At 54.9% G+C, this 24,964-nt stretch carries 22 protein-coding genes, 1 tRNA gene and 4 pseudogenes; 13 read left to right on the top strand and 14 right to left on the bottom strand.

All coding sequences use genetic code 11. The annotated features are described in order from the left end of the window. Positions 1 to 474, top strand: a complete 474-nt coding sequence (locus RC74_RS15330) for a cytochrome c-type biogenesis protein (RefSeq protein WP_039002126.1) — start codon at positions 1 to 3, stop codon at positions 472 to 474. Between the two features lie 88 nt (positions 475 to 562). Next, positions 563 to 1,339: an enoyl-CoA hydratase-related protein gene (locus RC74_RS15335; protein ID WP_039002127.1), complete on the top strand. Its 777-nt coding sequence runs from the start codon at positions 563 to 565 to the stop codon at positions 1,337 to 1,339. Between the two features lie 82 nt (positions 1,340 to 1,421). Here the strand turns inward: RC74_RS15335 and gltA are convergent, their stop codons facing one another. Further along, the gene (gene gltA / locus RC74_RS15340) at positions 1,422 to 2,717 is read right to left on the bottom strand and encodes a citrate synthase (protein WP_039002128.1); all 1,296 of its coding nucleotides are present in this window, start codon (positions 2,715 to 2,717) and stop codon (positions 1,422 to 1,424) included. A 78-nt stretch (positions 2,718 to 2,795) separates the two neighbouring features. Then, a complete protein-coding gene (gene gltX, locus RC74_RS15345; protein ID WP_039002129.1) occupies positions 2,796 to 4,193 on the bottom strand; it encodes a glutamate--tRNA ligase in 1,398 nt (465 codons plus the stop codon). 93 nt (positions 4,194 to 4,286) lie between these two features. On the opposite strand from gltX, the gene RC74_RS15350 reads away from it, so the two are divergent. Then, entirely contained in the window at positions 4,287 to 6,410 is a 2,124-nt protein-coding gene (locus RC74_RS15350) for a ComEC/Rec2 family competence protein (protein WP_236939949.1), read from the top strand. Here RC74_RS15350 and lexA read toward each other — a convergent pair. From lexA to RC74_RS15380, 6 genes and pseudogenes are all read right to left on the bottom strand, one after another. Next, positions 6,404 to 7,098: pseudogene (gene lexA, locus RC74_RS15355) on the bottom strand (transcriptional repressor LexA). The gene RC74_RS15350 and the pseudogene lexA overlap by 7 nt on opposite strands. Positions 7,099 to 7,269: 171 nt before the next feature. After that, positions 7,270 to 8,442: a molybdopterin molybdotransferase MoeA gene (locus tag RC74_RS15360; protein ID WP_039002131.1), complete on the bottom strand. Its 1,173-nt coding sequence runs from the start codon at positions 8,440 to 8,442 to the stop codon at positions 7,270 to 7,272. A 3-nt stretch (positions 8,443 to 8,445) separates the two neighbouring features. Next, the gene (moaC, locus tag RC74_RS15365; RefSeq protein ID WP_039002132.1) at positions 8,446 to 8,922 is read right to left on the bottom strand and encodes a cyclic pyranopterin monophosphate synthase MoaC; all 477 of its coding nucleotides are present in this window, start codon (positions 8,920 to 8,922) and stop codon (positions 8,446 to 8,448) included. Then, a complete protein-coding gene (gene trpC / locus RC74_RS15370) occupies positions 8,922 to 9,731 on the bottom strand; it encodes an indole-3-glycerol phosphate synthase TrpC (protein WP_039002133.1) in 810 nt (269 codons plus the stop codon). Before trpC ends, moaC begins: the two co-directional genes overlap by 1 nt. Positions 9,732 to 9,828: 97 nt before the next feature. Further along, positions 9,829 to 10,845: an anthranilate phosphoribosyltransferase gene (gene trpD / locus RC74_RS15375; RefSeq protein WP_039002134.1), complete on the bottom strand. Its 1,017-nt coding sequence runs from the start codon at positions 10,843 to 10,845 to the stop codon at positions 9,829 to 9,831. Further along, on the bottom strand, positions 10,842 to 11,438 hold the full coding sequence (locus RC74_RS15380) for an anthranilate synthase component II (RefSeq protein WP_039002135.1): 597 nt from the start codon (positions 11,436 to 11,438) through the stop codon (positions 10,842 to 10,844). Before RC74_RS15380 ends, trpD begins: the two co-directional genes overlap by 4 nt. 181 nt (positions 11,439 to 11,619) lie before the next feature. Between RC74_RS15380 and RC74_RS15385 the strand changes: the two genes are divergently transcribed. Then, on the top strand, positions 11,620 to 12,300 hold the full coding sequence (locus RC74_RS15385; RefSeq protein WP_062628306.1) for a hypothetical protein: 681 nt from the start codon (positions 11,620 to 11,622) through the stop codon (positions 12,298 to 12,300). Between the two features lie 29 nt (positions 12,301 to 12,329). Further along, entirely contained in the window at positions 12,330 to 13,112 is a 783-nt protein-coding gene (locus RC74_RS15390; protein ID WP_062628307.1) for a divergent polysaccharide deacetylase family protein, read from the top strand. 3 nt (positions 13,113 to 13,115) lie between these two features. On the opposite strand, the gene trpE is transcribed toward RC74_RS15390, so the two are convergent. The 6 genes from trpE to fabI all read right to left on the bottom strand — a co-directional run bounded on the left by trpE (position 13,116) and on the right by fabI (position 19,795). Then, positions 13,116 to 14,627 (bottom strand): anthranilate synthase component I, encoded by a 1,512-nt coding sequence (gene trpE, locus RC74_RS15395; RefSeq protein WP_039002162.1) that lies wholly within the window; start codon positions 14,625 to 14,627, stop codon positions 13,116 to 13,118. 61 nt (positions 14,628 to 14,688) lie between these two features. Then, the gene (locus RC74_RS15400; protein WP_039002137.1) at positions 14,689 to 16,542 is read right to left on the bottom strand and encodes a SurA N-terminal domain-containing protein; all 1,854 of its coding nucleotides are present in this window, start codon (positions 16,540 to 16,542) and stop codon (positions 14,689 to 14,691) included. Between the two features lie 88 nt (positions 16,543 to 16,630). Continuing rightward, positions 16,631 to 17,815 (bottom strand): aminotransferase, encoded by a 1,185-nt coding sequence (locus tag RC74_RS15405; protein ID WP_039002138.1) that lies wholly within the window; start codon positions 17,813 to 17,815, stop codon positions 16,631 to 16,633. A 15-nt stretch (positions 17,816 to 17,830) separates the two neighbouring features. Further along, a complete protein-coding gene (gene gpt / locus RC74_RS15410) occupies positions 17,831 to 18,334 on the bottom strand; it encodes a xanthine phosphoribosyltransferase (RefSeq protein ID WP_039002139.1) in 504 nt (167 codons plus the stop codon). A gap of 36 nt (positions 18,335 to 18,370) precedes the next feature. Next, positions 18,371 to 18,982: a LysE family translocator gene (locus RC74_RS15415; protein WP_039002140.1), complete on the bottom strand. Its 612-nt coding sequence runs from the start codon at positions 18,980 to 18,982 to the stop codon at positions 18,371 to 18,373. Positions 18,983 to 18,985: 3 nt separating this feature from the next. Further along, entirely contained in the window at positions 18,986 to 19,795 is an 810-nt protein-coding gene (gene fabI / locus RC74_RS15420) for an enoyl-ACP reductase FabI (RefSeq protein WP_039002141.1), read from the bottom strand. Positions 19,796 to 19,912: 117 nt separating this feature from the next. Between fabI and pdxH the strand changes: the two genes are divergently transcribed. The 8 genes and pseudogenes from pdxH to RC74_RS15460 form a co-directional block, all read left to right on the top strand. Then, entirely contained in the window at positions 19,913 to 20,518 is a 606-nt protein-coding gene (gene pdxH, locus RC74_RS15425; protein WP_039002142.1) for a pyridoxamine 5'-phosphate oxidase, read from the top strand. Between the two features lie 130 nt (positions 20,519 to 20,648). Next, positions 20,649 to 21,179 carry a cold-shock protein gene (locus RC74_RS15430; RefSeq protein ID WP_039002143.1) on the top strand — a complete coding sequence of 177 codons (531 nt, stop codon included), beginning with the start codon at positions 20,649 to 20,651 and terminating at the stop codon, positions 21,177 to 21,179. Between the two features lie 11 nt (positions 21,180 to 21,190). Further along, positions 21,191 to 21,676 carry a DUF192 domain-containing protein gene (locus tag RC74_RS15435; RefSeq protein ID WP_062628308.1) on the top strand — a complete coding sequence of 162 codons (486 nt, stop codon included), beginning with the start codon at positions 21,191 to 21,193 and terminating at the stop codon, positions 21,674 to 21,676. Positions 21,677 to 21,717: 41 nt separating this feature from the next. Then, positions 21,718 to 21,794: transfer RNA gene (locus RC74_RS15440), tRNA-Pro, on the top strand. 216 nt (positions 21,795 to 22,010) lie between these two features. Then, a complete protein-coding gene (locus RC74_RS15445) occupies positions 22,011 to 22,322 on the top strand; it encodes a putative quinol monooxygenase (RefSeq protein WP_039002144.1) in 312 nt (103 codons plus the stop codon). A 153-nt stretch (positions 22,323 to 22,475) separates the two neighbouring features. Beyond that, positions 22,476 to 23,159, top strand: a pseudogene (locus RC74_RS23885) (transposase); the annotation flags it as partial. Positions 23,160 to 23,240: 81 nt separating this feature from the next. Further along, a pseudogene (locus tag RC74_RS15455) lies at positions 23,241 to 24,256 on the top strand (IS110 family RNA-guided transposase). Between the two features lie 258 nt (positions 24,257 to 24,514). Then, positions 24,515 to 24,898, top strand: a pseudogene (locus RC74_RS15460) (IS30 family transposase); the annotation flags it as partial. Positions 24,899 to 24,964: the final 66 nt, after the last annotated feature.

The following is a 24,964-nucleotide window of genomic DNA, read 5'->3' on the forward strand; positions in this document are numbered from 1 at the left end:
GTGAAAAAAATCATATTGGTCGTCATTCTTCTTATGATTCCCGTTTTTCAAGCGGGGGCCGTTGAGCCCAACGAGATGCTAAGTGATCCCGTTTTGGAGGCACGTGCGCGGGAAATTTCTAAAGGGCTGCGCTGCATGCAATGCCAAAACGAGAACATCGACGTAAGCAGCGCCGACATCGCCCGCGATTTGCGCCTCGCGGTGCGGGAACGTTTGGTTGCAGGGGACACTGACGACCAAACCGTAGCCTATATCGTTGATCGTTATGGCGAATTTGCGCTCCTGAGCCCCACAAAAACGGGCATGAACCTGTTTTTGTGGTTTGCCGGACCGGCGATGTTTTTGCTGGCTTTTGGGGTTGGCGTGACTTTTTTGCGGCGCTCGGCGCGGCGGCAGGAAAACGGATCAAACCCGACTATCGACAACCTCTCCGAGGAAGAAACAGCCCGTTTGGACGATATTATTAACCGATAACACCATTTTTAAAAGATTTACGCTAGGTTGCCCTTTTTCTGAACCCATTGGTTCACTACCTTTAGGGAAATCGGCAAGGGAGCCTGCAATGAACTATCAAATGATCCGAGTGAGCCTGCGGGATGGGCTGGCTGTTATTGCCATGAATCGCCCTGATGTTATGAATGCGCTCAACCCCCTCATGCGGGCTGAACTGACCCATGCCCTGTTAGACATGGGACGCAATGCGCGGGCTGTGGTTTTGACGGGGCAGGGGCGCGCCTTTTGCGCGGGGCAGGACCTTGGCGATAAAGTCTCGGCGGCAAATGCGGATTTAGAGCGGACGTTGCGCGACGAATATGAGCCCCTATTGCGGGCGATTTACGAGTGTCCTGTGCCCACTTTGGCGGCTGTGAATGGTGCGGCGGCAGGCGCAGGTGCGAATATTGCGCTGGCCTGTGACGTGGTGATTGCAACGGAAAGTGCTGTGTTTCTGCAAGCTTTTGCGCGCATTGGTCTCATCCCGGACGCAGGGGGCACCTATTGGCTGCCTAAACAAATCGGCATTGCGAAGGCGATGGGGGCGGCGCTTTTTGCCGAGCCTATCACTGCCGAAGAGGCCAGTGACATGGGGATGATTTTTGAGGCCGTTGCAGATGAAGATTTTGCGGGGCACTGGAATGCACGGGCGCAAACCCTAGCCAAGGGTCCGACCCAAGCCTACGCGCACATCAAGGAAGCGCTACGGGCCAGTTTTGACAATACTTTGGACGAGCAGTTGTCGCTTGAAGCCAAGCTTCAGGGGCGTGCGGGACAAAGCCGAGATTTCAAAGAAGGCGTCGTTGCCTTTCTGGAAAAACGCACAGCGAAATTTGAGGGCCGGTAATCCCCACTCAGAAAGCTCCTACTGGTAGAAACAAAAAAAGCGCCCCACTTGGAGGCGCTTTTTTCTTTGTGACTGAACCCGCTTAGCGCGTTTCGACGTCGGTATAGTCCCGCCGTGTTGCACCAGTATAAAGCTGGCGTGGGCGACCGATTTTTAACTGGGAATCGCCGATCATTTCTTTCCACTGCGAAATCCAACCAACGGTGCGGCTGAGCGCAAAGATCGGTGTGAACATCGACGTTGGGAAACCCATCGCTTCGAGGATGATGCCAGAATAGAAATCCACATTCGGGAAGAGCTTTTTCTCGGTGAAATACGGGTCGTTCAAAGCTTGGCGTTCGAGTTCTTTGGCGACCTGCAGGGTTGGATTATTTTCAACGCCCAGCAATTCAAGAACTTCATCCGCCGATTTCTTCATCACGGTCGCGCGGGGATCGAAGTTTTTGTAAACGCGGTGGCCAAAGCCCATTAGGCGGAACGGATCGTTCTTGTCTTTGGCGCGCGCGATAAATTCTGGAATGCGATCGACGGTGCCAATTTCTTGTAGCATCTCAAGGCAAGCTTGGTTTGCGCCGCCGTGAGCTGGCCCCCAAAGACAGGCGATGCCCGCTGCAACACAAGCGAAAGGGTTTGCCCCAGAGGAACCGGCAAGACGCACGGTTGAAGTGGAGGCGTTTTGCTCGTGGTCTGCGTGGAGCGTGAAAATACGGTCCATTGCGCGAGCCAGAATGGGGTTCACCTCATAGGATTCAGCAGGAACCGCGAAACACATGTGCAAGAAGTTTGACGCGTAATCCAGATCGTTGCGCGGATAAACGAACGGCTGACCAATGGAATACTTATAGGCCATCGCAGCAATAGTTGGCAGTTTGGCAATCATCCGCACCGACGCAATTTCGCGCTGCATCAGGTCGTTGATATCGGTTGAGTCATGATAAAACGCCGACATCGCACCAACAACGCCCACCAAAGTCGCCATTGGGTGCGCGTCGCGACGGAACCCACGGAAGAAATTGTGCATTTGTTCGTGGACCATCGTGTGATTCGTCACGCGGCTCTCAAAGTCTTCCATTTCGGGGGCCGTTGGCAATTCACCATAAAGAAGCAGATAGCACACCTCAAGGTAATGAGATTTTTCGGCAAGCTGGTCAATGGGATAGCCACGGTGCAACAGTTCACCCTTGGCTCCATCAATGAAGGTGATGTCTGATTCACAGGAGGCCGTGGACGTGAAGCCAGGGTCAAACGTGAACATGCCAGATTGGGCATATAATTTGCGAATATCGATTACGTCCGGCCCTGCGGTGGGGCTGTAAATCGGCAAATCATAGGATTTTCCGTCAATTGTCAGCGTCGCGCTTTTAGTGCTCTCTACCATTTTAGTTCCTCTCAAATCGGTCCCATGCGGATCATGCGGACCAAATGTTAACGTTCCAAAAGAGGGAGAAACCCACTCTTAGTTGGATGCTTGTGTGAGTCTAGCGATGGTTTCATCGCGGCCCAACACGAGCATCATGTCAAATACACTGGGGGTTGCCGTCCGTCCCGCCAGAGCGGCGCGAAGGGGCGCTGCTATTTTACCTAGGCCAATTTCATAAGCCTCAGCGACCCCGGCCACGATGGCCTCTAGAGTCTCTCGGTCCCAAGTAGCATTTTGCAACTGCGGCGTCAATTCCATCAGTATACCACGGGATACAGCATCAAGGTTTTTTGCCGATTTTCCATCGGGGATTATTGGTGTGTTCACGGTAATAAATTGTGCTTTATCAAGTAGATCGCCGAACTTCTTCGCGCGATCCTTTAGGCAATACATCGCCGTCAAAAACATCGCGTTTGTTGTCTCATCAAAGGGAATTTCGCCCTGTACCGCGCGATATTCTGACATTTCTTGCAGCAGTGCAGCATCGTCCGCGACGGCAAAATGCTGGCCACTAATATTGTCGAGTTTTTTGAAATCCAAACGGGACGGTGATTTGCCAATCCCATTGGTGTCAAACCACTCCAAAGCTTGGGCATCGGTGAAAAACTCGTCGTTGCCGTGGCTCCAGCCAAGTCGTGCGAGATAGTTGCGCATGCCGGCCGCGAGGTAGCCCATTTCTTGGTATTCTTCGACGCCTGTCGCCCCGTGGCGTTTCGATAATTTCTTGCCATCAGGGCCGTGAATAAGGGGAATATGCGCGTAAACGGGCAGGGACCATCCCATCGCGTGATAGATATGCGACTGACGTGCGGCATTGGCGAGGTGGTCGTCCCCCCGAATTACATGGGTCACGCCCATATCATAATCATCTACAACCACAGCCAGCATATAGGTCGGTGTACCGTCGGAACGTAAACAAATCATGTCGTCGAGGTCGGCGTTTTTAAAGGTCACGTCGCCTTGAACTTCGTCGTGAATGACCGTCTGGCCATCACGCGGCGCCTTGAGGCGGATAACAAAGGGCAAATCGGGATGTTCGGAGGCGGGGATGTCGCGCCAAGGGCTGTGAAAAAGGGTCGAGCGTTTTTCCGCCTGCGCTTCGGCGCGGAAAGCGGATATCTCGTCCTGAGTCGCAAAACACTTATAAGCGGCACCTTTTGAGAGCATTTCAAGAGCAACTTCGCGGTGACGCGCGGCCTGCTCAAACTGGCTAACGGCCTCTCCATCAAAATCCAACCCAAGCCACGCCATGCCGCGCAGAATGGCCTCAGACGCCTCAGGGGTAGAGCGCGCGCGGTCCGTATCCTCGATCCTCAGCAGGAATTTTCCACCCCGTCCCCGCGCATAAAGCCAGTTAAACAACGCCGTGCGCGCCGTCCCGATATGCATATAGCCAGTGGGGGAAGGAGCGATGCGGGTGACGACGTGAGACATGGGGCATTAACTTTCTAGAAACCAAGATGTGGAAAGACTTAAGGCAGGTTTTAGGCCGCCATGGCCCGAAGGACAAGAAGGCAGAATCGTAACGTGCAGATTAACCTGCAGAGTTGGAAAACACAGCCTCTAATTGCGGGGCAGAGGGGGCACTTGTTCCCTTGGGTGCCTGTATTTTTAAGTATGGGGATCGGGCTATATTTTGCCCTAAGGTTTGAGCCCAATATCGCACATTATGGTTTGCTTGTCCTTGTGACTGTTGGATTATTTCTCACGGCTTCCACCATCCGCGAGAACTTTGCACCGTTTCTGTTGGCCTTCGCGCTGGTATTCTCTGGCGTTTTACTTGCCGGTGCGCGCAGCCATGCCGTTTCAGAACCGGTACTTACGTTTCGTTATTACGGTCCCATTCAAGGGCGGGTCATCAAGATTGATCGCTCCGCCTCAGAAGCAACCCGCCTGACGCTCGATCGCGTCATCCTCGACAATTTATCGCCTGAACGCACGCCAAGCAAGGTGCGCGTTAGCTTGCACGGCGATCAGGGGTTCATTGCTCTGGATCTTGGCTTGACTGTCATCCTCTCGGGCCATCTTTCGCCGCCATCGGGTGCGGTGGAACCGGGTGGGTTCAACTTTCGCAAAATGGCATGGTTTCAAGGGCTTGGTGCGGTTGGCTATACTCGCAGCCCCGTTCTCGCCCTGACTGCTGCACATCACGGGAAAGCGGGCCTCTTGATAAACCGTTTTCGGCGCAAAATCTCGACCGCCGTTCAAGCGGCCATCCCCGGCGAGGAAGGGACATTTGCCGCTGCGATTTTAACAGGGGATCGCTCCGATATGTCGCGCGCCACCCTCCAAAATCTGCGCAACAGTAACCTCGCACATCTGCTTGCCATTTCAGGCCTCCATATGGGGATGTTGACGGGGTTTGTTTTCGCGGCCGTGCGGATCATTTTCGCGTTTTTCCCAAGCGTTTCCATGCGGGTTCCAGTTAAAAAAGTTGCGGCGCTCGTCGCTCTGACCTTTGGGGCGGGTTATTTGGCGATGTCGGGCGGTAATGTGGCCACCATTCGCGCCTTCATTATGGTCTCGGTGATGCTGTCCGCGATCCTGCTCAATCGGCGGGCGCTGACGTTGCGTGCCGTCGCCATTGCTGCGATTATTATCCTTGTCCTTCAGCCTGAGAGCCTCACGGGACCCGGATTTCAGATGAGTTTTGCGGCGACGGCAGCCTTAGTGGCCGTTTTTGGCGCGTTGCGGGATTTACCTTCCCTCCCGATTCCCAAATTTCTGCGTGGCGCGCTCGCCGTTGTGCTTTCATCCTTCATCGCGGGCCTTGCAACGGCCCCGATTGCGGCCGTGCATTTCAACCAAATCGCGCAATACGGGCTGATCGCCAATGTCATTACCGTTCCCCTTATGGGGGTTTTGGTGATGCCTGCCGCGGTGGTGGCGGTGTTACTCGTGCCCTTTGGTTTGCAGGGCGTGGCGCTGGAGGTCATGCGCTGGGGTATTTGGTGGATTCTTGAAGTCGCCGAGCGCGTATCGCATCTCGAAGGGGCCTTGCGGTTGGTGGTGACGCCCGATCCCATCGTCCTGCCCTTGCTCGCTTTGGGCGGTGTCATTTTGATCATTTGGCGGGGATATGGGCGTTTGTTGGGCGTGCCACTTCTTATTGGCGGATTTGCCATATGGAGCCAAACAACCCGCCCAGACATCCTGATTTCTGACACCGGCACGCTTGTGGGTGTGATGACACCACAGGGGCGCGCGTTAAGTAAAGCCAAAGGGGCGGGTTTTGTCGCCGACAGTTGGCTTGAAAACGACGGAGACGGGAGCGCGCAGTTGGTCGCGTCCGAGCGCGGAAAATTTGAGCGGGGGAAAGGTACGGTTTCAACCCAATTTGATGGCTATAGCATCCTACAACTTTCGGGGAAAAAGGCGAATGAACTGCTTGAGGCGGCGTGTCAAACCCATGATTTGGTTGTCACCAACGTCAAAAGCGAGCCGCTGGAGGGGTGTATGCTTATTGATCCCATAACGTTGCGCAAAACAGGGAGCATTGCTGTGTATCAAACCCCGTCGGGTCTTAAAATGATCACCGCACATCAACTCGAAGGGCAGCGCCTATGGTCGCCCGTTGAAAAGAAAAAGCGCCGCTCATTTAGGAAGAGCGACGCCAATAATTCCTCAAAAATAACGCAGAAAACTCAATAGGTTCTAATCAGCCCGACGAGCTTCCCTTGAACTTTTACGTGGCCCGCGGGCAAAACACGGGTCTCATAAGCGGGGTTCGCGGCCTCAAGGGCGATCATATCCCCTTTGCGGCGGAACCGTTTCAGAGTCGCCTCATAGCCTTCGACATGGGCCACAACGATATCGCCGTTTTCAGCGTCGCTGGTTTCGCGAATGACCACCACGTCGCCATTGTTGATCCCTGCGTCGATCATGGAATCCCCTTTGACTTCAAGGGCGTAGTGATGCCCGGCGCTGGAGATCATCTGGCCGGGAACGGCCACGCTGTGCGATTGTTCCGAAATGGCCTCAATGGGTGTCCCTGCTGCGATGCGTCCCATAACGGGCAATTCAATCGCATAGGATTGTTTGATGTCAATCGCCGCTGCGGGCGTCTCGGGGCGGTCGCCCTCGATAACACGCGGTGAAAAACTGCTCTGGCGCTGATTTTCAAGGATATTCGGACGTTTCACAATTTCGATGGCGCGGGCACGGTGGGCAAGCCGACGAATAAATCCACGCTGCTCAAGCGCCGTAATCAAGCGGTGAATGCCGGATTTGGAGCGAAGATTAAGGGCATCTTTCATTTCATCAAACGAGGGGGAACGCCATCGCGCTCAACCCGTTTGTCGATGAAAGCCAATAATTCCAATTGTTTTTTCGTCAGCATCTGTCTCATCCTCTTGCCGTGGCCAACATTCAAAGGCCAATGTTACGAGCTTTGGGTGTGCGGGCGGCACAGCACGATGGGCATTCAATTGTTAACACACGCGAATTTCGCCTGTGTTCTCCAATGTTCTACCCATGTTCTTGTTTTGTGTCAACCGTGTGGTGCGCGTATTTAGATTGGCAAGTAAGAGACAATCGCGCCGGCGTCGATTTTTCCCGCATGAGGGGCGCGGATTAGGAGGGCGTTTGCTGCCGATAAAACGGTCAGCAGGCCGCTGTCTTGGCGCAAAAGCGGGGTGATGCCGTCTTCCGAAATAATTGCGCGCATATAATGGGCGCGAGGTCCGTTTGCGGGCATGTCTTGGGTTGATTTGGCCGTCAACTCACGCGGCAGCACATCCGGATGGCCCATCATTTTGCGGATCATTGGCACGAGGAAGATCTGTCCACAGACCATCGAGGATACCGGATTTCCGGGAAGGCCAACCATAGGCACGTCCAAAACGCGCCCCGCCATCAAGGGTTTTCCGGGCCGCATGGCGATTTTGTAAAACGCGCGTTCCATGCCCAATTCCGCCGCGACATCTGCGACCAAATCATGGTCGCCCACCGACGCGCCGCCAATGGTGACGACCAAATCGGCGGATTTTGCCAAGGTGAAGGCTTGGGTCAGGCTGGGTTTTGTATCGCGCGCGATGGGAAGCAGGCGAACCTGTGCGCCGGCTTCCTCCAACATCGCTTTGAGGCCAAAACTGTTGCTCGCGATGATTTGGTCCGGTCCCGGGACTTCGCCAGGAATAACCAACTCGTCGCCCGTGGCGATAAGGGCCACGATCGGGCGGCGGTAAACTTGGAGTGTGGGGGCGTTCATCGAGGCGGCGAGGGCGATATCGCCTGCGCGTAAAACGCGCGGCGCTTGAATGCGGTCGCCAGCGGCGAAATCATCGCCAAGAGGACGAACGTAATCGTGATTTTCGATCTCGCTATCGAGGGTGATCAACTTGCCACGCACGGCGACATCTTCTTGGATGATAACGTAATCTGCGCCTTTGGGGATCGGCGCGCCGGTAAAAATGCGGACCGCTTCGCCCGCGCCGACGGTGCCTGAAAATCCGTGCCCCGCTGCGGCCTCGCCGATGACGGAAAACATCGCATATGGCTCGACTTCGACACCCTTGACCGCATAGCCGTCCATGGCGCTGCTGGCGAAAGGGGGCTGGCTGCGGGTCGCGACAATATCGCAGGCCAAAACACGTCCTGCGGCCTCCTGAAGCGGGACGGATTCCACCTCAAGCTCGCTAACCAAATTCAATGTCTTTGCGAGCGCCTCTTCAACTGAAATCATGGGTTATTCCGCTTCAAAAAGGCCGGATTTACCACCGGATTTCATCACCAGACGAATGTCGCCGATGACCATGGTTTTTTCAACCGCTTTGACCATGTCGTAGAGGGTGAGCGCGGTCACCGAGACCGCCGTGAGGGCTTCCATTTCGATGCCCGTTTGCCCCGTGGTTTTCACTGTCGCCGAGATTTGTACTCCTGGCAAAGCGGGGTCGGGCGTCAGTTCCACCGACACTTTGGTGATTGGAAGTGGATGGCATAGCGGGATCAAATCGGAGGTGCGTTTGGCCCCCATAATCCCCGCCAGCCGTGCAACCCCAAGGACATCGCCCTTTTTCGCGCGGCCCTCTGTGATTATGGCGAGGGTTTCAGGCAGCATTTTGACATGACCCAGCGCCGTGGCGACGCGGCTAGTGACAGCCTTGTCGGAGACATCCACCATATGCGCATGTCCGTCCCCATCAAAATGCGTCAGACCCGCCATTAAAAACCCGAGGGCATGGGCGGGTTGGCGAGCAACGTCCGTGTCGCATGCTCGACATCTTTTTGGCGCATCAAAGCTTCGCCAATCAGGAATGTGCGCGCGCCGTAACGGGCCAAATCGGCCAAATCCTTGGCGTTGGACAAGCCGCTTTCAGAAACAATCGTGCGCCCCGCAGGCACCAATTTGGAAAGGTTGCGCGTGGTGTCGAGCGTTGTTTCGAAGGTTTTGAGGTCGCGGTTGTTGATGCCAATTAAGGGCGAGTCAAGGAAGGCGGCGCGTTCCAATTCTTCTTCGTTGTGGACTTCGATTAACACGTCCATGTCCCATTCCACGGCGGCCGCTTCGAGTTCGGCGGCTTGGGTATCGGAAACGGTGGCCATGATGATCAGAATGGCGTCGGCATGGAGCGCGCGGGCCTCGGCCACTTGATAGGTGTCATACATGAAATCTTTGCGCAGCACGGGAAGTTCGGTTGCCGAACGTGCTTGGGTCAAAAACACCTTCTCACCTTGGAAACTCGGTGTGTCCGTCAGGACGGACAAACAGGTTGCACCGCCTTTTTCATAGGCTTGCGCAAGGGCGGCAGGGTCAAAGTCTTCTCGGATCAACCCTTTGGAGGGGCTCGCTTTTTTGATCTCGGCAATCAGTGCATACCCTTGTTGGGTGGCGCGAAACAAGTTGGAGGCAAAACCGCGCGTTGGTGGCGCGGATTTGGCTTGGGCTTCAATCTCGGCAAGGGGTGTCGCGACCTTGTCGGCGGCGATTTCCTCAAGTTTATAGGCTTTGATTTTGTCTAATACTGTGCTCATAAATTCTATCTATTCCTTGGTAGGGCGGCGGGCAACTTTAAAGGTACATTCCCAAGATTTAATCGCGCAAAAACCAGGGAAAATGCGGCGGGAAAGCCTAGACCCCTGAAGTAATTTTAGCCAATTTTATCAGCTTCTTGATTGCTTTGCCACTGTCGATCGAATCCGCAGCCAAGGCTACGCCGTCGCGCAATGTATTGCATTTTCCGGCGATGACCAAGGCGGCGGCCGAATTTAGCAAGACCGCATCACGATAGGCGGATTTCTCTCCCGCCAAAAGGGCTGCGAGGGCATCGCCGTTTTCTTGCGGGGTGCCACCCGTGATCGCGGAAAACGGGTGGGTCGGTAGGCCCGCATCTTCTGGCCGCACTTCGAATTCGAAAATCCGGCCATCGCGCACTTCGGCAACCCAACTCACGCCTGTAATCGACAGCTCATCCGTGCCGTCGCACCCATGCACCAACCACGCGCGTTTTGTGCCCAAGCGCAGCAGGGTTTCCGCCATGGGGCGGATCAAATCGCGGCTAAACGCACCAGTTAATTGAAATTTTACGTCGGCTGGATTGGTCAAAGGACCGAGGATGTTGAAGATGGTGCGGGTGCCAAGCTCTGAACGGGTGGGCATGACGTGTTTGGTGGCGGGGTGGTGCATTGGGGCCATCATAAAGCCGATGCCAGCTTCCTTGAGGGCGCGTTCCACGACCTCTGGGCCAACCATCACTTCGACGCCATTTTGCTTTAACGAATCTGCGGCCCCCGAGTTGGACGACAATTTGCGATTGCCATGTTTGGCCACAACGACGCCCGCGCCCGCAACAACAAACGCGCTGGCGGTGGAGATTTGCAAGGTTGGTTTGCCTGTTCCGCCCGTTCCCACGATATCAATCGCCCCATCGGGCGCGGTCACGGGGTTGCATTTTTCGCGCATGACCGTGGCGGCGGCGGCGTATTCGGTGACTGTCTCGCCGCGTGTGCGCAGCGCCATCAGGAAGCCGCCGATTTGGCTCGGGGTGGCTTCGCCCGTGAACAGGATTTCAAAGGCGGCGCGCGCTTCTTCGGGGTTCAAGGACCGTTCCGCGGCAGCAGCAATGAGGGGCTTCATGGCTTCACTCATGCGACTGCGCGCTCCTGTGTGGAGGGTAACAGGTTAAGGAAGTTTTTCAGCAGGGCATGACCATGTTCGCTGGCAATACTCTCGGGGTGGAATTGAACACCGTGGATCGGCAAGGTTGCGTGATGCAGCCCCATAATCGTGCCATCCTCAAGCCGCGCGTTGGCGACGAGTGTGGCGGGTAGGGTGGTCGGATCAACCACTAGTGAGTGATAGCGCGTGGCTTTAAACGGGCTTGGCAACCCCGCGAAAACGCCCGTGTTGTCGTGGTGCATCGCGCCCATTTTGCCATGCACGATTTCATGACAGCGGATCACATCACCGCCAAAGGCCTCGCCAATCGCTTGATGCCCTAAACAGACCCCCATCAGAGGCATTTCCACGTCAGCGGCGGCCTTGACCATATCCAAACAAATGCCCGCCTTATCAGGGGTGCGCGGACCCGGCGAAAGCAAGATCGCTTCGGGACGCAGGGCCATGGCCTCCACCGCACTCATGTCATCATTGCGAATAACTTTAACATTTGCGCCTAATTCGCCCAAATAATGGACCAAATTATAAGTAAAGCTGTCATAATTATCAATCAACAGGAGCATTTTGTCACCTTTAGGAATAGGGGGTGGTTCCCCGCAATCATCGCGGTATAGTTGTTCAGAGAGCCGCCCAAGGGTCAAGGGCTTAACCGAGGAATTCGGTGAGTAATTGATGTTTGAACCATTGTAAACTTGGGGAAATTGGCCGATAGAGCATGCCGATACAGGCAAAAGGACGGGACCTATGGGTGGAGTGTTAAAGGGTGCATTGCTGGGGTTGGCCTGTGCATTTGCATTGATTGTGGTGGCAGTTGTTATTGCGCCAGACGTTGATCCTGCGAAATATTCCGAGGCGCCCGTTGTGGGCCAAGAAGACGCGCCAGAAGTTGCGGCGCCAGAAGTGCCAGCTGAGGTTGAGGCCGCGCAATCCGAAAGCCCCGTTCAAACCCAAGATGTGCCGCAGACACCTGCTGTTGAAGACGCTCCGGCAGAGCCTGATCTTGTCACCACCACGCCCGCGATTGTGGTGGATCCCGCTTTGCCCAAACCCGTGCAAACACCGCTTGAAACACCCCCAGCTGAAATCGTCATCCTTGCGGATCCCACCGTGGATGTGGGCGAGGGGGCTACTGGCCTTCCCGCGCCGCAGAGCGAAGAACAGTCAGATGTTTTGACCCAGAATGCCGCGCCCATCGAAGCTCAACAAACCCAACCTGCGTCACCCGCTGCCCGCACGCTTGAGCCGTCCGCAGAATCGACGGCTGTTTCGCCACAGGAAAACCAGCCTCAACCCCAATCTAAACCCGAACGCACCCAGTCCAACGCCGAATCTGAGGACGGGCCGCCGAGCGTTCAGTTTGAAAGCCCGCAACCCCACGAGCCACCGAGCGTCCTGTCGTTACCGAGGGATTCGGCACGCCCGTAGGGACCTTCAACGACCAAGAAAACGCCCTTGTGAATCGCGCCCCTAGCGTGCGCATCAACCGTCTTCCCAGCGTATCACAAGACGACGAACAAGAGGCTCAGAGCGACACAATCGAAATACCCCCGCCCAGTGCTTTGCGCGACAATCGCGCACCCTTTCAAGCCACTGGAAAACCCCTGATCGGCATCCTTCTTTTGGAAGGCGATGATCGCAGCGAAGACGCCGACCGCTTGGCCCTGATTGCCGATTTCGGCGTGCCCCTCAGCATTGGGATCGACCCCACCTCGGAAGGCGCTTCCCAGCGCGCTTATGAGTATTATGACGCCGGAGCGGAAATTATTGTGCTGTCCAGCTTGCCGGAAAACGCATCGCCGCAGGACGTCGAGGTGACCCTCGCGCAGTATCAAGTGAGCTTGCCAATGGCCGTCGCGATGATGGAAATGCCCTCCGAGACTGCCTCTCGTACAAGCCGCAGCCTGTGGCAACATGTTATCGCGATTTTGCACGATCGGGGCTATGGTCTCGTGGCCGAGAATGTTGGCCTAAACACCGCCGTACAATTGGCGAGTAAAACGGGCGTACCGCATGTGCAGATTTTCTATGGGATCACCCCCGAAGAAACCCAAGACCGTCTGCGGACGATTTTCAATCGGGCAATATTCAGGGCGACGCAAAAAGGCGCGGCGGTGGTAACTGCACCCGGCGATGTGACCGCCCTGACGGCGCTCAAAGCCTGGGCCTTGGTGGACCGTCCGTCCTCGGTTCAAATCGCGCCAATCTCGGCTGTTTTGCTTGAGGTCGCGCCGCAGTAAAGCCTAGGAATTTCCCGAGCGTGTGAACAGGCCAGCCCCTTCGGCTGCGGCTCGTATCGCTTTGGATTTATTGACAGTTTCAATATATTCGGCCTCGGGGTCGCTATCATAGACAACGCCGCCACCGGCTTGAATATAGAGCTTCTGATCCTTAAGCACAGCGGTGCGCAAGGCGATACACATATCCATGTCACCATTGGCTGCAAAGTACCCACAACCGCCGCCATAAACCCCGCGTTTCTCGGGCTCAAGCTCGTCGATAATCTCCATCGCGCGGACCTTCGGTGCACCCGAAACTGTGCCCGCAGGCATGCCCGCAAAGAACGCCGAGAGCGCATCTTGGTCGTCGGCCAACTCGCCAACAACGTTGGAAACGATGTGCATCACGTGGCTGTAATGCTCGACGATGAATTGCTCGGTGGGCTTCACCGTGCCGATTTTTGAAACCTTGCCTGTGTCGTTGCGGCCCAAATCAAGTAGCATCAAATGCTCGGCGAGTTCTTTTTTGTCGGCCAGCAAATCGGCCTCAAGTTCGCGGTCCTCTTGCGGGGTTTTGCCACGGGGACGGGTGCCCGCAATGGGGCGAATGGTGACCTGTTTGTCGAACACACGCACCAGAATCTCGGGGCTCGCGCCAATGACCTGAAAATCGCCAAAGTTGAAGTAGAACATGAAAGGCGACGGGTTGGTACGGCGTAAGCTGCGGTACAGCGCGAAAGGCGGCAGCGGGAAATCTTGGGTCCAGCGTTGGCTCGGGACCACTTGGAAAATATCGCCCGCGCGGATGTACTCTTTGGCCTTCTCGACCGCTTCTAAATACCCTTGATGGGTGAAGTTCGATGTCAAATCACCAAGCTCGGCCTGTGTCCCCAAATCGCGGGATTCGCCCGGCATTTGGCGTTCCAAATCGCGCACGGCGTCCATCACCCGTTCGGCGGCTTGGGCATAGGCGGCGCGGGCCGATTGACCCGAGTTGGCCCATGCGGGCGACACGACAATGACCTCGCCCTTCACCCCGTCCAAAACCACCACCACGGAGGGGCGGATCATCACGGCGTCGGGCAAGCCAAGCGTATCAGGATTGACGTCGGGCAAGTGCTCCACAAGGCGGATCATGTCGTAGCCAAGATAGCCAAACAGCCCCGCGGCTGCACTTGGCAATTCGGGCGGCATGTCGATGCGGCTCTCTTCAATGATCTGGCGTAGGGCGGTTAATGGTTCTGCAGAACAGGCCTGAAAGGCCTCGCGATCAAAGCGCGCTTCGCGGTTTAGGCGGCTGGTTTTTCCGTCACATTCCCAGATCAAATCAGGCTTCATGCCGATTATGGAATAGCGGCCACGGGTCTCGCCGCCGGTCACACTTTCCAAAACGAAACTGTCCTTGCGACCCTGTGTCAGCTTGAGCATGAGCGACACAGGTGTGTCCAAATCGGCCGCTAATCGCGTGAAAACCACTTGGTTACGGCCCGCTTTATAGCCCGTTTCAAAACTGTCAAAAGATGGCGTAAGGGACACGGGGAACTCCATAGAAAGAAAAAACGGCCCCGCAAAACAGGGCCGTTATCTGGTGGTGTTATTATTGTGGAAAGTTTGCATGCACAGAGTTGATCACAGCCTGATTGATCGTCAATCCCGCCTCGGTGGTCAATTTTGCCGACAGGGAAATCAACACGTCACTGGACATGGATTGAGCCATTTGTTGCTCCAAACTCTCCCGCAATGCGACGATTTCGGGGTCTTCCATGTCTGGACCACTGCGCCCGTTCATCCGCACCAAAATAACGCTGTCTTCATGGGGGAAGGACGCAACTTCACCATCCGCAAGCGCAAATACACGCTGCAAGAAATCGTCCGGTGTGCCGTCGATAAAGGCGGTGCGCGTCAAGCCGGTTTCAATTGTGATGTCCATGCCCATGGTTTCGGGCGCTTCGTTGGCTTCGAACTCGGCCAAGAATGTGGTTGCCATTTCGGTGAGCGCGGCACGAATTTGCGCGTCGCGCCATGCGGCGGTAACCTCGGGGCGCACGTCCGCCAAATCTTGCAGGCGGGGCGCAAGGATTTCGTCAAGACGCATGGCGAACACGCCGCCATCATCCAGCAAGATCGCCTTCTCAAAGTCGCCAGCATTCAACTCAGCCGCCGCTGTTTGGAAGGCGTCATAGCTCGCCAAACCTTCGGTGACATCCTCAGACCAGTCGATAGTGCCCAACGTAAGATTGGTTTCATTCGCAAGATCTTCGAGGGAGTTTCCGCCAGCCAAAAGGTCGTCCAAATCTTCAAGACTGTCTTCAATTGAGCGTCGCGCCGCGTCTTCCACCAATTCTGTGCGCAACTCGTCGTTGGCGTCCTCAAAGGAGGTCTCGCGTGACGTCAAAATGGCGTTCATGCGGTACAAAGCGGGGCCGCGGCTGGTTTCCAAGGGTCCCAAAATACCCGGTTCGGTCATGGCAAAAACGGCGTCTGCAGCATCACCAAGATCGGCTCGTGTTGCATCACCCAAGTCAATATCCGTGAGGGTTAGCCCGCGTTCGGTGACCAAATCACCAAAGGTCGCGGAGCCATCGTCTAGACGGGTTTTTGCGGCCTCTGCAGATGCGAGGTCAGGATAGGCAAGGCGCTCGACCATCCGGCGCTCTGGTACGATATAAATTTCCGCGCGGTCGTCATAAAGGGCGCGCAGGTCTTCCTCTGGCACCTCAATAGTGTCGATCAAATCGGCAGGAGACACCCAAGCGTATGTGATGCGTTTCTTCTCGGGAAGGGTGAAATCCGCTGGGTTTTCAGCATGATAAGCGGTTAACTCTTCAAGGGTCGGCTCTGGAATGTCTTCTGCGAGGTTTGTTTCGTTCAAAACACCCCATGCAAAATCGCGGCGTCCGGCAATATATTCCATCGACAGATCGGCCAGCGATTCAGGAACCACAATACCCGTCGCCATGGCTTGCTGGTACAATGTTCGCGCAGTTTCAACCCGCAGCGTATTTTCGAATTGCTTCTCTGAAAGGCCATTGCGCTGAAGGAAAAAATCGTAACCCGCACGGTCAAAATTGCCATCAATGCCTTGAAATTCTGGCTGGTCAAGCAACTCAAGCGCCACCTGTTCATCGCCGACGGAAAGGCCAAGGTTTTTCACCTCATTGTCGATGGCGGCTGTGGCGTAAAGCTGTTGGCGCAGGTTCTGGTCAATGCCAAATTGATTGGCCATTGAAAGGGTCACTTGCGTACCAAATTGCTCAGTATACCGGTTCAATTCACTGTTGAGAGCGCGGTAATATTCATCGGCGGTGACTTCGGTTTTGCCCACTTTCGCTACGGGGGTAGACCCACCGCCGAAATTCGTAATGCTAAAGCCCGCAAGCCCGACAATAAGCCCGAGAATTAGGATCCACACAAAGAACTGTGAGATGCCACGTTTGCCGCCAATAGCCATATTTTCCTACCCTTTTTCGCTTGTTGCAGAATGTTTAAGGGTTTGGTTCTACGGGAGCAAGGGCGTAAGGGCGCGGGAGCGTAAAAGGTTAGGGTTTTTGTGCCGTTAAACGTTCAAACAGCGACGTTATTCCGGCACGATCAACATTGGCGAAGGCCACGCGTACTTCGCGCGCTCCGTTTGGGTCGTTCGCAGGGCGGAACATCGTGCCCGGAAGCAAGAGAACGCCCGCTGAACTAACCAAGTTTTTGGCCAATTCGTTTGATGGTATTTGGAACGGATGGCGCAAATAGGCAAAATACGCACCCGCCCCCATGAGCTCCCATCCTTGTGCTTTTAACGCGGGGAAACCTTCGATGATCGCGGCGCGTCGATCCAAAATTTCGAGGCGTTCACCCGCGAGCCAATCGTCAAGGTTTTCGATCCCCCAAAGCGCGCCGATCTGGCCGAGTTGATTGGGGCAAATGGCGACGGTGTCGAGGAACTTCTCGACCTCAACCAGAAAGCGCGGTGCGGCGATGATTGCGCCAACGCGATGGCCTGTGAGGCGGTAGGATTTGGAGAACGAGTAGAGCGAAATCACCGTGTCATCCCAATCAGGATCGTTCAGAAGGGTGTGCGGCGCGCCGGTTTTGCTGTGAAAATCGCGATAGGTTTCGTCGATAATCAGGGCGACGCCGTTTTCACGTGCGAGGTCGCGGAAACTGGCAATCAGCTCGGCAGGATATTCCACACCGCCGGGGTTGTTGGGGCTGACTAGAACGATGGCTTTTGTGCGGGGCGTAAGCAGCGCGCGGGCCTCATCGGGGGCGGGCAAAAGATCAGATTGCGCGGGCAGGGGCACGGCACGCACCCCTTGCATATCGCACCACATTTGATGGTTGAAATACCACGGAGTCGGGATGATGACCTCATCACCTTTGCCCGCCAAACAGGCAATTACGGCCGCGAAAGCTTGATTGCAACCCGATGTAATTGCGATGTTTTCTGCGGATACTAGGCCGCCATAAGCCTTGGCCCAACGCGCGGCAAGGGCGGCACGTAAATCCTGACGGCCCAAAACGGCACCATAGAGATGCGAGTCGGGCTGGGTCAAAATTGCCTCGGACATCGCGGCGCGCATTTCGGCGGGCGGGGTGTCCACGGGAGCGGCTTGGCTGACGTTGATTAACGGCTGGTCGGCGGGGAAGGAAACCCCGTCAAGCCAACGTCGCGCTTCCATTACCGGAGGCACAGCAGTGGATTCCATCAAAGGATTGAGGGTAAATTTCATGCTGTACCTTAAAAATTAATCTTTGCCGCGATAGGGTTGGACGTATTGCAATGCCATGTCCCACGGAAAGAAAATCCATGTGTCTTGGGAAACTTCGGTGATGAACGTGTCCACCATCGCGCGGCCTTTTGGCTTGGCATATACTGTGGCGAAATGGGCCTTGGGGTAGAGTGCGCGGACCAACTCAAGGGTGCGGCCAGAGTCGACCAAATCGTCGACAATCAAAATGCCTTCGCCATCGCCCATCAAGGCCGCGTCGGGCGCTTTGAGGATTTCCGCTTTGCTTTGGTCTTGATGGTCGTAGGATTTGACCGAAATCGTATCCACGGTGCGGATATCCAATTCGCGCGCCATGATCATTGCGGGGGCCATGCCGCCGCGTGTGATCGCAACAACAGCTCGCCAAGACCCATCCACAGACCCCTTGCCGTCAAGCCTCCACGCCAAAGCGCGCGAGTCACGGTGGATTTGATCCCAACTAATGTGGAAGCCTTTTTCATGTGGCAAACGATCGGTCATGGCAGCTCTTTCATGGTTGCAGGCAGATAAGGTAACTTAGGTAAGGGCAATTTTTAGCCCTAAAGCCCCCAAGAGGCCACCGAAAATGCGATCAATGGTGCCTTTGAGGTTGAGATAATTGCGCCGCGTGCGTTCGAGAGAGAAAATCCGCCCCACAAGGATATTCCAAACAGTCTCGTTAAAGAAGACAATTGCGAGCAAAGCAGAGATGACAGTTGCGCCTGCGTCCGAAGGCACTGTCCCCAAAAAGATGGCTGCAAAAAGGATCGCGGGTTTGGGATTTGCCAACTGTGTGATCAACCCCAAAAGGACGCCGCGACCCAGACTTGGTGCCGTCACGGAGGTGCCCGTATTGAGGGGGGTATCGGCCTGTTTAAACAGCTTAATCGCCATATAAACGAGGAAAGCCCCACCCGCGAGTTTGAAAACTGTCAGTAGAATTGGTGCATACGCGAAAAGCAGCGACAGGCCGAATAAGGCCGCCGCCGCCCAAATAACGCCGCCGATTCCGATGCCGATGGCCACACCCGTTGCGGCGCGAAAGCCATGCGTGACTCCCGTGCGCGCCGCCATCAGGACCGAGGGGCCCGGACTGATAGCAGCCATAAGGTGCAGAAGCGCGACAGCGATAAAGGCGGCGAGGGTCATGGTTTAGCTGCCTTTTGTCGCGTCGATATCGGGCGCATCGACGGCTTTCATGCCGACCACGTGATAGCCCGCGTCAACGTGCAGATTCTCGCCCGTTGTTCCAGATCCAAGGTCCGAAAGCAGATAGAGTGCAGCCTTGCCGACTTCTTCTTGGGTGACATTGCGGCGCAGGGGCGAGTTCAATTCGTTCCATTTCATGATGTAACGGAAATCGCCAATCCCAGAAGCGGCCAGTGTTTTGATAGGGCCTGCAGAGATTGCATTCACGCGGATGCCATCTTTGCCAAGGTCTTCGGCGAGGTATTTCACCGAGGCCTCAAGCGCGGCCTTTGCGACACCCATGACATTATAATGCGGCATGACTTGCTCGGCACCATAATAGGTGAGAGTCAGCATGGAACCGCCTGATTTCATAAGTTTTTCTGCGCGTTGCGCAACGGCAGTAAACGTGTAAACCGAGATATCCATCGTCATGCGGAAGTTTGCCGCCGACGTGTCAACATAGCGGCCGCGCAACTCGTTTTTGTCCGAGAAACCGATGGCATGGACGACGAAATCAATTTCGCCCCACGCTTCTTCGATGCCTGCGAACATCGCGTCCAACGACTCGGCGTTTGAGGCGTCGCAATCAAAAAGCTGGGTCACACCCAAGGTCGCGGCCAGTGGCTCTACGCGCTTTTTAAAAGCATCCCCCATATAAGAGAATGCCAGCTCGGCCCCATGTTCAGCACAGGTCTTTGCGATGCCCCAAGCGATAGATTTGTCATTGGCGAGCCCCATAATAAGGCCACGTTTACCGTCCATCAGTTTCATGTGTTATCCTACGTTTATACGCCCCAAATTATACCTGCCATAAGCGATAGTCAGTGTTGCATCAAGTCTGTTGGCGTGCTCCAACCAATAGACCAGTCAGAAAACTTTGAGGCGACCATGAGCGAGACAAGAGATATTTTTGCGGGTGACGACCCTTTTGTGATTGCCCAAAGGTGGCTTTCCGAGGCGGAAACTAGCGAGCCGAACGATCCGAACGCCATTGCTTTGGCGACTGTGGATTCCCAAGGCATGCCCAATGTGCGCATGGTTTTGCTCAAAGAAATAGAGCCCGCTGGGTTTGTTTTCTATACGAATTACAACAGTTCCAAGGGGCAGGAAATCGCCCAAAGCGGTACCGCTAGTTTTGTGATGCATTGGAAGAGTCTGCGGCGGCAAATCCGTGTGCGTGGACACGTAGAGCGGGAGGAGGGACCACAGGCGGACGTCTATTTTACCAGTCGTTCCCTGAAAAGCCGACTCGGCGCATGGGCGTCGGATCAATCGCAACCTTTGAGTTCACGATCCGCATTGGTCGCGAAAGTAGCAAAAATCACCCTCGCCAAGGGGCCAGCCCCCGCGCGGCCCCCCTTTTGGGGGGGATTCCGCATCAAACCAACAGAAATTGAGTTTTGGGCAGATGGCGAATTTCGCCTGCATGACCGGTTCCGTTGGACTCGGGAAGGCCTTGATTCCGATTGGAAAATTACGCGCCTCAACCCATAGTTTAGTTGACCTGGGGTAAACTTCTTCTAAACTGCATCTCAAATTACCTCTTGTAACCTTGGCAGTGTTTGCCGAAAAGGACCGCGGGCAGGACACAATAAAATATAAGGCGCCAAATAGGCGTATTGGGATGACAATAGAATTAGCAATAGGACGTATCGTTCATGGGTACGTGAAGTGGTTTGATCCTGTAAAAGGGTTTGGCTTTGTCGTATGCGACGACGACGGGCCGGACATCCTTTTGCATGCAAACGTGCTGCGTAATTTTGGACAAAGCTCTATCTCAGAAGGGGCTGAAGTCGAAATCGAGATCCATGATACCAGCCGCGGCATACAGGCCACGCGGGTTTTAGCCATCAAACCGCCCCAAAAAACCAGTGTTACAGGTGAAGGGGATTCGGATTCAGATGCCGAGGAAACCGGACCGTTAGTGCCGGCGCGGATAAAATGGTTTGATCGCACTAAAGGATTTGGATTTGCCAATGTGTTTGGCTATCCTGAAGATGTTTTTGTACACGTGGAAGTGTTGCACCTTGCGGGGCTTGCAGACCTTCAACCCGGAGAAGCGGTTGCTATGCGGGTCGTGGACGGCGAACGGGGCCAAATGGCCGCGTCCGTGACATCTTGGGAGGCTGTGTTATCCGGCGATTTAGAAATCTAACGACATCTCGCATGCTAACGCATGTTTTGCGCTTTACGGCGCCTTTCGTCCTGTCGGGGTTTATGGCCTCGGCGGGGCTGGCCGAATGCAGCCCCACCACCGCCGAATTGCGCGGACCGTGGGGGCAGGCCCAATTTCAAATCGAAATAGCTGATACCAACGAATCGCGTGCGCAGGGTCTGATGCACCGTACCGAAATGCCACGGATGTCGGGCATGCTCTTCCTATATGATTCGCCGCGCCCCATGGCTTTCTGGATGCGAAACACGTTGATTCCACTCGATTTGCTCTTCATCGCCCCCAATGGCGAAGTCTTGGCCATTCATGAGCGTGCAAAACCCTTGGATGAGACGCATATTCCCGGCCCAGACGGATCAATCGCCGTTCTTGAAATAAACGGCGGCATGGCCGAAACCCTTGGAATTAAAGCAGGAAGCCAAATTCGTCACAGTTTTTTCGATCAATTTTCAACTTCTTGGCCCTGCAACGCGTCTTAGGGCTTTTCATTCCCGCAACTGGTGGTTAATAAGCCCTCAGTCGGGGCGTAGCGCAGCCTGGTAGCGCGACGGTTTTGGGTACCGTAGGTCGAAGGTTCGAATCCTTCCGTCCCGACCAATTAAAGCAATGACTTACATTGCTTTTCATCAAATCCCAGCAAGCCGTTTACATATACGGTTTACAGTTCTCTCCCCGTTTTGTTCTTTTAGTTCACACAGATATTTGCAGCAGAGTGACTTTGGTATGAGCGGCTATTAGCCACCATATGGGCCAATGCCTGCGAAGCGGACAAAGCGAACATCGATCGTTAAGGTGATCGCTGGAGGATCACGGATGAAGTATGATGCCGATCCAGCCAGCATTGTGTGCCTTTCAGGCGAGTTACTCTGCTCTTGCACCGACGATGTGGCGGTCATCAAGGACAGCCTTCCTGAACATATACGGCTGACGTTGGACGAACCCGGATGCCTGTCCTTCAAGGTCTGGCAAACTGACGACGCCCTAGTTTGGCGCGTTGAGGAGAGTTTCATTAGCTCTTTAGCATTTTCGCATCACCTGCAACGAACCCGCGCATCAGCATGGTGGGCCGCGACCGAAGCAATCCCCCGTAACTATAGAATTACTGGTCTTGAGACGAGTGAATGAGGGCGCGAACCGGACGTTCGCCGTGTGCCGCGCTGATGTCAGGAGAGAGGAAAAATTGCCGTCCGGTAGTTTGGCACTACTTGTGGCTTTCGGCGGTGCTCTCAACGGGTCGTCGCAACAATTTAATCTTTAGAAAAAGATGGAGTGTTCAAGATGAAGTATCGTCGCCGTATTTACTATTCATCCACTCAACGGGCTGAGATTTGGGATCGGTGGCAACGCGGTGAGTCAATGAGTTCGATTGGTCGTCACTTCAGTCGTGCGTCTTCTTCGATCTTCCCTCATTTGGCGCGGACTGGTGGGGTCCAACCCGCTGTTCGCACGCGGTCGCGATGTGCTTTGAGCCACATTGAACGGGAGGAGGTTTCTCGCGGGATTGCCGCAAAGCTGTCGTTTCGTTAAATCGCGAAAATCCTGAACCGGTCTCCTTCGACAATCAGTCGAGAGGTTCGCAGGAATGGCGGTCGTCAAGCCTATCGCGCCGCCCACTCAGATCAGCGTGCCTGGGACTGCGCAACCCGGCCCAAATTGTGTAAGCTTTCGTTTAACGAACCTTTGCAGCTGCGTCGGAAATGGTCACCGCAGAAAATCGCAGGGTGGCTCAAACGCAAATATCCTGATGAAGAGCAAAACCGAGTGTCACACGAAACAATATATCGCAGCCTCTATGTCCATACCCGAGGGGTTATGAAGAAGGAATTGCAAGAATGCCTGCGCAGTCCACGTGCGATCCGGCCCTCCAGACACGCCACGCAAAAAGGCCTTGAGTTGCGCAAAAATGCTGTTTCGATTAGCGAACGCCCGGCTGAGGCCGAAGATCGTGCGGTTCCAGGGCATTGATGGTGTGGATGCCTCACCCCTGGCATCGAAGTGTGCCATAGTGGTGATGTTGAAATCACCAAATTGGAGGAGGCATCCATGAATGAAGTTACAATGATTGGCGTGGACTTGGCAAAGTCAGTTTTCCAGGCGCATGGCGGGACGGCAATGGGCGAACCAGTATTTCGAAAGCAACTGTCGCGCGGGCAGTTCTTGAAATTCCTGAGCGAGCAGCCCAATTGCGTGGTTGCGATGGAGGCCTGTGCCTCGTCGCATTACTGGGGACGCGAGATCATGAAGCTGGGCCACGACGTCCGCCTGATCCCGCTCATCTATGTAAAGCCATTTGTGAAACGCCAGAAGAAGGATGCGAATGACGCAGAGGCCATCGCCGAAGCGGCGGTCCGGCCAACGATGCGTTTCGTTCCAGTTAAATCAGCTGAGCAACAATCCCGGTCGATGGTCTTTAAGACGCGTGATTTATTTGTCCGACAGCGCAATGCGATCATCAACGCGCTGCGAGGCCACTTGATGGAATATGGTATCATCGCTCCACCCGGACGAAATTTTGTGAAGAAGTTGGCGGAACAGATCGAAGATCCAGAGAGTGGCTTGCCATTGATTGTCACTGAACTCAGCCGCGTATATTTGGATCAGCTCAGCACCTGCAGCTACAAAATTGTAGTGATAGAACGACGCCTGAAGGATGAAGCGACGTCTGACCCCGAGACGATACGTTTGCAAACTGCACCGGGAGTTGGCCCAGTGAGTGCTATGGCGATCAAAGCGTTCTCTCCGCCGTTGGAGGGTTTTAAACGTGGCCGCGATTTTGCGACTTGGCTCCTGTCCAAAAATCCACTGGTGGCCGACAAATACTGGGCCGAACGTCAAAGATGGGACAGCGCGACATCCGGCGACTGCTAATTATCGGTGCCATGACCCGGGTGAGATGGGCGCTCATAAATGGGGCTCCGAAAGGCTCCTGGTTGGAACAGATGTTGGAACGTAAGCCGCGTATGCTGCTGGCGATTGCGCTCGCAAACAAAACCGCCAGAACCATTTGGGCTATGATGACGAAACAGCAAGATTATCGAGATCCGGTCGCGGCAGCTTAAAGCTGTAATGCTCGGTAAGATGTGAGAAGGACATTGAAACAGTAAGGGTAAATGATCGACTAGATCGAGGTTAGGAAAACCAGGCCTTCCCAGAGAACTTCGCGCTCGTGACATTGATTTGGACCTGACCTTCGCATCGCCATACCGGCCCGCGGCATGTGAAACGTCGCAAACTGAGGCCTAACACATGACCGTACCCGATCACATGTTCAAACTGTTGAAAATATCTCTTGCATCAAACGGGGCGTCCACACACGGGAGGGTGATTTGATCGTGGGATCGAACAATAGCTACATCGCAACGTTGGTTGAGCGCCATTCTCGTTTCGTGATGCTGGCCAAAGTCGCGAACAAATCCTTGACTTGGGATCGTGGATCAGAAATGTCAGGGCACCGAAAGTTCACCATGACCACGAAGATCGATGTCTATTTTTGTGATCCTCAATCTCCGTGGCAACGCGGGAACAATGAAAATACCAATCGCCTTCTCAGGCAATACTTCCCAATAGGCACTGATATATCCGAGTTTAGTCAAGCCAAACTCAGCGCTGTCGCACGCCAATTAAACAAGCGGCCGAGAAAGACCTTGCAATATCAGAGACCAGCAGAGAAATTTGAGGCATGTGTTGCGTCGACCCGTTGAAATCGCAGGGCGTTTCTGCCTTTCGTTGCGGAAGGGTGTCCCACCTCCGGACCTACTTAAGCCCCA

The sequence above is a fragment of the Falsihalocynthiibacter arcticus genome, from assembly GCF_000812665.2.
In the GTDB taxonomy this organism is placed as follows: domain Bacteria; phylum Pseudomonadota; class Alphaproteobacteria; order Rhodobacterales; family Rhodobacteraceae; genus Falsihalocynthiibacter; species Falsihalocynthiibacter arcticus.

Coding starts and splice junctions, on each gene's coding strand:
- RC74_RS15415 (WP_039002140.1), bottom strand. CDS start 18,982: ATGACCCTCGCCGCCTTTATCGCTGTCGCGCTTCTGCACCTTATGGCT.
- gltA (WP_039002128.1), bottom strand. CDS start 2,717: ATGGTAGAGAGCACTAAAAGCGCGACGCTGACAATTGACGGAAAATCC.
- RC74_RS15400 (WP_039002137.1), bottom strand. CDS start 16,542: ATGGCTATTGGCGGCAAACGTGGCATCTCACAGTTCTTTGTGTGGATC.
- RC74_RS15430 (WP_039002143.1), top strand. CDS start 20,649: ATGACAATAGAATTAGCAATAGGACGTATCGTTCATGGGTACGTGAAG.
- RC74_RS15405 (WP_039002138.1), bottom strand. CDS start 17,815: ATGAAATTTACCCTCAATCCTTTGATGGAATCCACTGCTGTGCCTCCG.
- trpD (WP_039002134.1), bottom strand. CDS start 10,845: ATGAGTGAAGCCATGAAGCCCCTCATTGCTGCTGCCGCGGAACGGTCC.
- moaC (WP_039002132.1), bottom strand. CDS start 8,922: ATGGCGGGTCTGACGCATTTTGATGGGGACGGACATGCGCATATGGTG.
- RC74_RS15435 (WP_062628308.1), top strand. CDS start 21,191: ATGCTAACGCATGTTTTGCGCTTTACGGCGCCTTTCGTCCTGTCGGGG.
- pdxH (WP_039002142.1), top strand. CDS start 19,913: ATGAGCGAGACAAGAGATATTTTTGCGGGTGACGACCCTTTTGTGATT.
- RC74_RS15335 (WP_039002127.1), top strand. CDS start 563: ATGAACTATCAAATGATCCGAGTGAGCCTGCGGGATGGGCTGGCTGTT.
- RC74_RS15380 (WP_039002135.1), bottom strand. CDS start 11,438: ATGCTCCTGTTGATTGATAATTATGACAGCTTTACTTATAATTTGGTC.
- gltX (WP_039002129.1), bottom strand. CDS start 4,193: ATGTCTCACGTCGTCACCCGCATCGCTCCTTCCCCCACTGGCTATATG.
- RC74_RS15385 (WP_062628306.1), top strand. CDS start 11,620: ATGGGTGGAGTGTTAAAGGGTGCATTGCTGGGGTTGGCCTGTGCATTT.
- fabI (WP_039002141.1), bottom strand. CDS start 19,795: ATGAAACTGATGGACGGTAAACGTGGCCTTATTATGGGGCTCGCCAAT.
- RC74_RS15445 (WP_039002144.1), top strand. CDS start 22,011: ATGAAGTATGATGCCGATCCAGCCAGCATTGTGTGCCTTTCAGGCGAG.
- RC74_RS15360 (WP_039002131.1), bottom strand. CDS start 8,442: ATGATTTCAGTTGAAGAGGCGCTCGCAAAGACATTGAATTTGGTTAGC.
- trpC (WP_039002133.1), bottom strand. CDS start 9,731: ATGAGCACAGTATTAGACAAAATCAAAGCCTATAAACTTGAGGAAATC.
- gpt (WP_039002139.1), bottom strand. CDS start 18,334: ATGACCGATCGTTTGCCACATGAAAAAGGCTTCCACATTAGTTGGGAT.